Raw genomic sequence first — 8,715 nt, 5'->3', positions numbered from 1 at the left:
TTGAATCGATTTTGAGTTTTCTGTGACCACGTCTACGTCTAGCGAAGGTGTTATCAGAAGCATATCGAGCTTGATAAACGTCATTGATGCTATTTCTTTTAAGCTCACGATAGATCGTACTAGGATGTCTTTTAATGAGTTCAGCAAATTTTCTGGCTGAAAAGCCTTCTTTTCTTGACTCAAGCATTAATGCAGTACGATCTTCAAAGTTAAGATGATGGTATGACAATTTTATATACTCCATAAACCCTTTAAATTAATTAGGTGGTTTATGTCGCACTTCAAGTTTTACTCTGCCCATTGTTTATGATGAAGCAAAAAAGCGGATAAAAGACTAAAAATGGGAGCTGCATGCCCCCATTTTTGGCTTCGTATAACGTGTATTATGTTAATTTTAGAAGATCTATACAATTCTGTACTTTTTCACAATCATAGAAAAAGCAAATAAAATACTTATCCAAAATAAATAATCAATAAAAAAATTGAGAAAAACAAATTGATCCATGCCGATGAAAATAAATAAAGGATTGATACTTATACTTCCGACTGGAGAGGTTTCACCATCTATAAGGAACTGGAGAGGAAATCCCCCAGCTATGACTTTRACTTTTTCAAGCTTATCTACAACTATGCGAGCAACTAATATATTTTTTTGATAAAGCAAAGATACGTAAGTCAAAATAATCGCTAAAAAATTAAAATATAATATTTTTTTCATAACTATTCTTTATCTTTTAAGTTAATTAAAAACAGCCAATAACATAAGCCAGGAAATAGAGCCAGAAAGCTAGCCCATGTATTGGTATACATCTTCCACCAATCTTCAGCAATCTTTCCAGTATGCCCCCATCCTAAAAGAATAAAAAATGGAGTAGCAATAATTAGAGAGGTAATACAGATGGTTAATAAATTAAGACTGTTATAACGATTTAAAAGAATTGAGAATATGTAGCTAAAAGGCACAGTCAAAATACAATAAGCCAAGTAAATAAGACCGTGTCCTACAAGAACTACGAAAATCGAGTATAGGCTGTATTCGTGATTCACTGCGATAAACAGGACTGTTGTTAAAAAAAGTAAAGGTAAAGGAGCAAGTAAGAGTGCTTTTACTATTTGTTCATTTGAGTATTTCACTAATTTAATTCTCTTATCTACTCAATAAATAATAATACTATAACGATTTTATTGGAGGTTTTTTGATTCTATTTAACATAATGGCTGTTATACGAAACGAGAGTGTTAGAACCCATTATACTGATGCGCTCAACTTCAGCAATATCTCGTATACCGCTGCCTCTGACCATCAACTGTAATATTTTACGAGTAATACCTGACTTACATCCTAGATAGCTCAGTGCATGATCACCAATAAACTGACGTTTACAGTCTTTGCACTGATAGTTTTGTTTCCCATCTACTTTGATACCATTTTTCTTTATACTATCACTGAGGCAGGTTGGACATTTGATTGCTAGAGTTATTTGCATTTCTCTATTTTATCAAAATCCAATCGGCTTTTTCTTCAGCATACTTTTTGAAACACTACCAAATTTTAAAGTTGTATATCATGAAATTATTAAAAATATTGAGTTTAGTTTGCTTAAGCATAAGTATTGGGGCTTGTGCTGAGCATAGTATGAGTCGAGCAAAAACAAGTACAATTCCACAAGTGAATAACTCAATCATCGATCAGAATGTTCAAGCGCTTTTTAATGAAATCTCAGCTGATGCTGTGTTTGTCACATATGATGGTCAAAATATTAAAAAATATGGCACGCATTTAGACCGAGCAAAAACAGCTTATATTCCTGCATCTACATTTAAAATTGCCAATGCACTAATTGGTTTAGAAAATCATAAAGCAACATCTACAGAAATATTTAAGTGGGATGGAAAGCCACGTTTTTTTAAAGCATGGGACAAAGATTTTACTTTGGGCGAAGCCATGCAAGCATCTACAGTGCCTGTATATCAAGAATTGGCACGTCGTATTGGTCCAAGCTTAATGCAAAGTGAATTGCAACGTATTGGTTATGGCAATATGCAAATAGGCACGGAAGTTGATCAATTTTGGTTGAAAGGGCCTTTGACAATTACACCTATACAAGAAGTAAAGTTTGTGTATGATTTAGCCCAAGGGCAATTGCCTTTTAAACCTGAAGTTCAGCAACAAGTGAAAGAGATGTTGTATGTAGAGCGCAGAGGGGAGAATCGTCTATATGCTAAAAGTGGCTGGGGAATGGCTGTAGACCCGCAAGTGGGTTGGTATGTGGGTTTTGTTGAAAAGGCAGATGGGCAAGTGGTGGCATTTGCTTTAAATATGCAAATAGTAGATGGGAAACAAAACTATCAGTGCAAAGACTGTAAACGTCAGTTTATTGGTGATCATGCACTGAGCTATCTAGGATGTAAGTCAGGTATTACTCGTAAAATATTACAGTTGATGGTCAGAGGCAGCGGTATACGAGATATTGCTGAAGTTGAGCGCATCAGTATCGGTAAAGTTTTACGTACTTTAACTGAATCAACCTATGAAATTCAGCCTCAGCAAAGTCATTATGAATCTCTCGAAGTAGATGAGTTCTGGAATTTTGTTGGAAATAAAAAGAATAAACAATGGCTTATTTACGCCTATCATCGAGAAACAGGTGAAATTGTTGCTTATGTTTGGGGTAAACGAGATTTAGCTACAGTCTAACAATTGAAGACAAAGCTTAAACAATTAGATATTCACTACACCCGAATTGCAAGTGATCATTGGGACAGTTTCATCACTGCTTTTAAAAATGGTAAGCAAAGTATTGGTAAATTTTTTACTGTAGGTATTGAAGGCAATAATTGCAAAATAAGGCATAGAATTAGGCGTAGCTTCAGAAGAAGCTGTAATTTTTCAAAAAAGCTTGAAAACCATTTTAAAGCTTTTGATTTAGCCTTCTTTTCTTTTACATCAATAATGGCTTCATTTAAAGGCAGCATACTTTTTGAAGCACCACCAAAATTTTATGTTAAGTAGAGACTAAAAATGCCCTTGATTAAGGGCTTACAAGGGCATTTTGTATAAGGTGTATTATGTTAATTTTAGATAAACTATAGAATCCATTAGTTTTTAAACCAATAAATTAAATATTTTATGGAACTCCAGAATATTTATTCAGGCGATACTTAAGCAATAAGGGTAGGGTGATTACATAAAGTATTGCAGCTAATGCCCATACCATTCCAGGAGCTGATGCCTGAGTCATAAAATAGAGGCTAGTAACTAATACAGGACCAATTATAGCCCCCAGACTATTAAAACTGCTTAATAGCCCTTGTAATTCACCTTGTCTTTCATCACTAATACCTCTGGACATCATTGCTTGCAAAGCAGGAACGGCTACTCCACCAAGGGCAAACAATGGTAACAACGCAAAAGGCACCCATTCTTCAACAGCAATAGATAAAAGAAGTAAACCAATTGCATCGCAAGCTATTCCACATAACAACGTATTTTTCTCTCCAAACCTCTTTACCATAGGGGCGATAGCAAAAGCCTGTGCAATAGAATGGCATATTCCATAACTAGCAAGGGAAACACCTGCAATAAATATACTCCAGCCATAACGATCCTGCCCATAGATAACCCATAAAGTTGCGGGGACTTGTGAAACCAATGTGATAATTAAAAAGATACCAAGCAATGGAGCCATATTAGGTTGAGTGATCAAATAGGATAATTTCTTTAATATTGATTGCTCCTGAACCTTCTCAGTCATTTTATTGCTGTGTTTTGATTCTTTTAATAAGACTGCTGTCATTATTAAATTAATCCCATTCATAAAAGCAGCAGCAAAGAACGGTGCATGTAAGTTCCATTCACCCAAAACTCCACCTATTACCGGACCCGCTATAAACCCAATACCAAAGACAGCTCCAAGGAGACCAAACCTTTTTGCACGCTCATGGGCTGGAGTAATATCTGAAACATAAGCTGTTGCAACAGCCATGTTGGCACCTGTAATTCCCGCAAAAATACGACCAATATATAGCCACAATAGAGAAGGAGCAGCAGCCATTAGGAGATAATCAGCCGTTGCACCAGCAATTGAAATAATTAATACAGGTCGACGTCCAAATCGGTCACTCAACGCTCCAAGGATAGGTGCAAAAATGAACTGCATCAGAGCATACACAGCTAATAAAGCACCATAGTGAACACCGCCTGCTTCAGCTCCAGCCAATGACCGTAATAATTCAGGCAAGATCGGCATAATTAAACCAATCCCAACAGCATCCAGAAATATAGTGATTAAAATCACGCTCAATGATTTCTTCACAAATGCCTTCTCTAGCAATGATAGAATTAATATTCTCTCACACACTCCCTATCAGTGATAGATTTATGAGTAAAAAAGATATTGCACCTCAACGTCTGACACGTGAAATAGTCCTGCGTACCGCATTGGATATGTTGAATGAAGAAGGCATAGATTCAATAACCACACGCAAGCTAGCTCAACGATTGGGTATTAAATCTCCAACTCTATATTGGCATTTCAAGAATAAATCCTTGTTAATGGAAGCAATGGCGGAAACCATTATAAATGAACACCATTTAGTTTCTTTACCCATCGATGGGATGACATGGCAAGATTGGTTGCTCGCTAATTCTGTAAGCTTTCGTCGAGCACTACTAGCTTACCGTGATGGTGCTCGTCTACATGCAAGAACTAGCCCCAGTCAAGGACATTTCAACACGATTGAGGCCCAAGTTGCGCTGTTATCTCATGCTGGGTTTTCTCCTGTTGAAGCAGTTGCATTACTTATGACATTAGGAAGGTTTATTGTTGGGTGGGTCCTTGAGGAGCAGCAAGAAGAAATAAGATCAGACCCACCATTCGAAGCCGATCCAACTATATATCCACTCATGCTCCAAGGAGTGAATACCTTACAAAATATGAATGCGGATGACATTTTTGAAAATGGGATTCGTATGGTGATTATCGGTGCTGAAAGACAACTTGATATTAAAATGCAAACTTAACTCTATACTGCTTTAAGCAACTGTTCTATTTAGTAATAAAGCTTTTATCCTTAATTATTTAACATAATGGYGRTTATACGCAATACACTTGTATATTAATATAAATATCAGATACTTAATAAAACCTTAAAAATCCCAAAATGCCCAAAAAGCCGATTTTGAAACAAGTCGGCTTTTTTATGAACGGTTTTGGAATGTTTTGCCAATAAATTTGACTAAAAATTACGCTTCTCAACTTGAGTGATACAATTTTATGATACATTATTGTATATACAAATTTGAATGTTTTTTATGAAACAGTATTTCGAATGGGATGAGGCAAAGAATCGAAAGAATCAGAAAAAACACGATGTCTCTTTCGAAACGGCAAGCCTTGTTTTTGAAGATCCATTACGGATCTCAATCCAAGACAGACATACCGATGGTGAAGAACGTTGGCAAACCATTGGACGAGTTAAAGGCGTACTAATGTTATTGGTGGCTCACACCATTTTTGATGAAGATGACTGTGAAATCATACGAATCATTAGTGCAAGGCAAGTGACTAAAGCGGAGCGAAACAAATATGAGCATGGTTAGATACTCACGCAAAGAGCTGAATGAGAAATTTAGTGAGAAGCAAGATGCTGAAATTCAACGCTTGCTTGCTAAAGGCACGGTTCCGGATGATCAGCTAGATCTATCAGATATTCCTGAAATTACCGACTGGAGCAGTGCTGTACGCCCAAATCAATTTTACCGCCCAGTGAAGCAACAAACTTCAATTCGGTTAGATGCTGATGTACTTGCTTGGTTCAAAGCACAAGGCAAAGGTTATCAAACACGAATGAATGAAATTTTACGGGATGCTATGCTGAAAGAATTAAAAAATCATCAATAAAAATGGGAGCTTAAGCTCCCATTTTTGACTTCGCATAACGTGTATTATGTTAATTTTAGGAAATCTTAAAACTATATAGCTAGGTTTTTTAATCAATCAAAATTAAAAAAAATTCAAATTATCATTGATAAATGTGAATATCATTAGTGTTTGTATATGGTAATCCCCCCTAAAAATAAAAGGATCTAAAAGTAGAATTTTCTCTTAAGATACGAGCAGGAGATTCTGCATGAAAACATCTAAATTTACTGACAGCCAGATCATGTCCATTTTAAAACAGGCGGAGTCTGGCACACCTGTAGCCACCCTTTGTCGTGAACATGGCATGAGTAATGCCACGTTTTATAAATGGCGTGCCAGATATGGCGGTATGGATACCTCATTGATGGCTCGACTGAAAGAGCTGGAAGCAGAAAATACCAGACTAAAAAAAATGTATGCTGAAGAGCGATTAAAGGCAGAGATTGTTCAGGAAGCAATGTCAAAAAAGTGGTGAAGCCATCTTGCCGACGTCAGATGGCTCAACAAGCCGTTGCCCTGCATGCGGTTAGTATCCGTTTAGCTTGCTCTGCATTTGGCATTAGTGAAACCTGCTACCGTTATCAGGCTAAACTTTGCGATGACAATGCATTAATTGCTAAACAGCTCATTGAACTCACTGAGGAAAATTCCGATTGGGGATTTGGTCTGTGCTTCTCATATTTACGACATGTTGAGAATCACTGCTGGAATCACAAGCGGGTTTACCGCATTTACTGTGAGCTGGCACTAAATCTGCGTATTAAACCGAGAAGAAGACTAAAACGGCACGCGCCTGAACCATTGAAAGAACCAATCCGAGAAAATCAGGTCTGGTCATTAGATTTTATGCATGATCAGCTGATCGATGGTCGAAAGTTCCGATTATTAAATGTGATTGATGACTACCGTCGAGAAGGCTTAGCGATTGAAGCAGGATTCTCATTACCTACAATCCGAGTTATTCGTACGTTGAATCAGTTGCTGGAGTGGCGAGAAAAGCCGTTAGTTATTCGGTGTGACAATGGCCCGGAGTTTATCAGTCATGAATTTGTACGCTGGGCTACTGAGCACGGTATTCGTATTGAATATATTCAACCAGGTAAGCCACAGCAGAATGCGTATATTGAACGTTATAATCGGACTATACGTTATAGCTGGCTAAGCAAGCATCTATTTGACACACTGGAAGAAGTACAAGATTATGCAACAAACTGGTTGTGGCATTACAACCATGAAAGACCACATCAAGCTAACAAAGGAAAGCCACCTCTAAGGGCTGCTTAACCTCTACTTTTAACTTCGGTTATTTATGGGAGGATTACCCTTCCATATAAATAACTTTTCTTCTATTCTCAATCTAATATCTCTTTATCTTTTCTAGTGATGAAACCACCTAAAGTTTTTATTAGTTATGCCCATGCAGGAAAACAATTAGCAGATGATGTTTTAAATTTTTCAAATTATCTTCGATCTAGAGGAATTGATGCAGAAATAGATCAATATGAGGAGGCTCCGCCACAAGGCTGGCCTCTGTGGATGGCTTCTCAAGTAGATCAGGCAGATTTCGTTTTAGTTTTAGCGACAGAAACATATTATAAAAGAAGTAAGGACTTTGCTGAAAATCCGAATAATGGATTAGGTTCAAAGTGGGAAACTTTACATATTCTTCAAAAAGTTTATGAAAATGCATTTAACAATACAAAATATATTCCCATTTGTTTAGGTAAAGAAAATAAAGAATTTATATTAGATTCTTTAAAACCATATACTTACTATGATGTAAGTAATGCTAATTCAAAAGAAAGACTAGTTAATCGATTATTAGGTAATAATACAAATATCAGACCTGAACTAGGCGAAAATATTCAAGAAAATGAAGAATTTTCGCCTTTAGAGCCAAGAATTCGAAAACACTTATTCGTTACTAGCTTAATAGATTTAGAATTGTGGGATAAAGCTCATTGGTGTGGAGTAGCTTTTAGCTTTGCTCAGGATGAGGACCTAGAAGATATACCCATTATTGGCCTAGGCTTTAGGAAACCTAAAATAGGAAAACAGATTTTTGATGACTTGAATAAATCTATTAATAATGATGACTTAAAAAATCATATAAGAGTTAGCATTGTTAAAGACATAGATCATTTAAATCCATATAAATATAGAATGCTTATTGGGCCAAATGAAGAATATTTAAATACAATGTCGGATCGAATTAAAGCTCAAAATCCTGATCACGATATAGATAATACAACTTCTATTTTTATGGGTATAAGTAGAGTCTTAGAGCTAAACCCCCAATCAGGAGAAAATCTCCAAAAATTTATTAAGGTTTTTGATGAAAGAAAATTTTTCTATCTGACTAATATGAAAGAGAAATTGGAAAAAGATAAAGATCCCTCTTTTTATACAACACCATTAGCTATTGATTCTCCTAAAGACTATATTGATTTTGATAATGCCATACTTAAAAAAGACATAAACATCAAAACACTAATAGATTTAAACAAAGAAAACCCTAAAAGTTTAGACCATGCAGTTTTTAGTACTATTGATACTCGAAAACTTATGAAAGACCATCGTATCGAAAAAAGTAAAAGGGAGAAAAAGGCTGTTGAAAAGAGAAAACGAAGGGCAAAAGAAGTAAAAAAGACAAAGAAAGCGGCTAAGAAGAAATAAGTAAAAAATAAATTTAAATACCATAAGGCCTATTAATCGGGCCTTTCGCTTATTTATTTAACATAAAATTCCATGCACGAAATTCGGATGTTAAAATCAAATAAACCCAATTTTT

9 protein-coding genes and 3 pseudogenes are annotated in these 8,715 nt (G+C 35.9%); 7 read left to right on the top strand and 5 right to left on the bottom strand.

The features are described 5' to 3' along the window. From BJN41_RS14895 to BJN41_RS11740, 4 genes and pseudogenes are all read right to left on the bottom strand, one after another. Positions 1-187 (bottom strand): helix-turn-helix domain-containing protein (locus BJN41_RS14895; protein WP_230400577.1); only part of this gene is annotated, 187 nt, incomplete at its 3' end. A gap of 216 nt (positions 188-403) precedes the next feature. Beyond that, positions 404-718, bottom strand: coding sequence for a hypothetical protein (locus BJN41_RS11750; RefSeq protein ID WP_070155405.1), 315 nt, complete (start codon positions 716-718; stop codon positions 404-406). 2 nt (positions 719-720) lie between these two features. Beyond that, positions 721-1,134 carry a hypothetical protein gene (locus tag BJN41_RS11745; protein ID WP_070155403.1) on the bottom strand — a complete coding sequence of 138 codons (414 nt, stop codon included), beginning with the start codon at positions 1,132-1,134 and terminating at the stop codon, positions 721-723. 116 nt (positions 1,135-1,250) lie between these two features. Next, a pseudogene (locus BJN41_RS11740) lies at positions 1,251-1,487 on the bottom strand (IS1 family transposase); the annotation flags it as partial. An 80-nt stretch (positions 1,488-1,567) separates the two neighbouring features. Here BJN41_RS11740 and blaOXA point away from each other — a divergent pair. Continuing rightward, positions 1,568-2,338: pseudogene (blaOXA, locus tag BJN41_RS16005) on the top strand (class D beta-lactamase); the annotation flags it as partial. Then, positions 2,330-2,967 (top strand): annotated as a pseudogene (locus BJN41_RS16000) (IS1-like element ISAba3 family transposase); the annotation flags it as partial. The pseudogenes blaOXA and BJN41_RS16000, both read left to right, overlap by 9 nt. Positions 2,968-3,128: 161 nt before the next feature. On the opposite strand, the gene tet(39) reads toward BJN41_RS16000, so the two are convergent. Continuing rightward, on the bottom strand, positions 3,129-4,316 hold the full coding sequence (gene tet(39), locus BJN41_RS11725) for a tetracycline efflux MFS transporter Tet(39) (protein ID WP_004856455.1): 1,188 nt from the start codon (positions 4,314-4,316) through the stop codon (positions 3,129-3,131). A gap of 65 nt (positions 4,317-4,381) precedes the next feature. On the opposite strand from tet(39), the gene BJN41_RS11720 reads away from it, so the two are divergent. From BJN41_RS11720 to BJN41_RS11695, 5 genes are all read left to right on the top strand, one after another. Further along, positions 4,382-5,023: a TetR/AcrR family transcriptional regulator C-terminal domain-containing protein gene (locus BJN41_RS11720; RefSeq protein ID WP_004787586.1), complete on the top strand. Its 642-nt coding sequence runs from the start codon at positions 4,382-4,384 to the stop codon at positions 5,021-5,023. A gap of 291 nt (positions 5,024-5,314) precedes the next feature. Next, a complete protein-coding gene (locus BJN41_RS11715) occupies positions 5,315-5,602 on the top strand; it encodes a BrnT family toxin (RefSeq protein ID WP_070155401.1) in 288 nt (95 codons plus the stop codon). Beyond that, positions 5,589-5,903, top strand: coding sequence for a BrnA antitoxin family protein (locus tag BJN41_RS11710; protein WP_070155399.1), 315 nt, complete (start codon positions 5,589-5,591; stop codon positions 5,901-5,903). The genes BJN41_RS11715 and BJN41_RS11710 overlap by 14 nt, the downstream gene beginning before the upstream one ends. A 229-nt stretch (positions 5,904-6,132) precedes the next feature. Further along, positions 6,133-7,208 (top strand): IS3 family transposase gene (locus BJN41_RS11700; RefSeq protein WP_141730402.1). Its coding sequence is split into 2 segments (ribosomal slippage): positions 6,133-6,385 and positions 6,385-7,208, totalling 1,077 coding nucleotides; the frame shifts between segments, so codons are not numbered across the junction. A gap of 99 nt (positions 7,209-7,307) precedes the next feature. Continuing rightward, a complete protein-coding gene (locus BJN41_RS11695) occupies positions 7,308-8,600 on the top strand; it encodes a toll/interleukin-1 receptor domain-containing protein (RefSeq protein WP_081406303.1) in 1,293 nt (430 codons plus the stop codon). The last annotated feature ends 115 nt before the right edge of the window (positions 8,601-8,715 follow it).

The sequence above is a fragment of the Acinetobacter towneri genome (assembly GCF_001758345.1).
Taxonomy (GTDB): domain Bacteria; phylum Pseudomonadota; class Gammaproteobacteria; order Pseudomonadales; family Moraxellaceae; genus Acinetobacter; species Acinetobacter towneri_A.
The sequence above is the reverse complement of the archived record's forward strand: the minus strand, read 5'-3'. Positions and strand labels throughout refer to the sequence as shown.